Raw genomic sequence first — 375 nt, forward strand, 5'->3', positions numbered from 1 at the left:
AAAAACAAGAGCTTATCTTCCGAAAACGGCAGGGACCCGGACACCCTAATCGGATCTATGTAAAAATCCCGAAAGAAACCCTCAGCAATACAGACAGAATTCTTTCCTCAAGACAGACAGAAAACTGTCCTATTGACAGACAGGATTCTTTCCCTGATACAGACAGAAAACTGTCCAGTAATAAGAAAGAGATAAAAAAGAACCATTTAACAATAAGAGGGAGTAAAGAGCCACGCTCACCCTATGGAACATTTCAAAATGTTTTTCTGTCAGAGACGGAGCTGGAAAATATCCGGCAGACAATCCCTGACTGGCAGGACTATATGGAACGCTTATCCGGTTATATGGCTTCTACCGGAAAGCAATACCAAAACC

Annotated in this window: 1 pseudogene; it reads left to right on the top strand. The window is 42.1% G+C overall.

The window, feature by feature from the left end:
* Positions 1-375, top strand: a pseudogene (locus tag LJE12_RS19765) (replication initiator protein A); the annotation flags it as partial.

Source organism: Blautia sp. DFI.6.71, assembly GCF_020593585.1.
Classification (GTDB): Bacteria; Bacillota; Clostridia; order Lachnospirales; family Lachnospiraceae; genus Blautia_A; species Blautia_A wexlerae.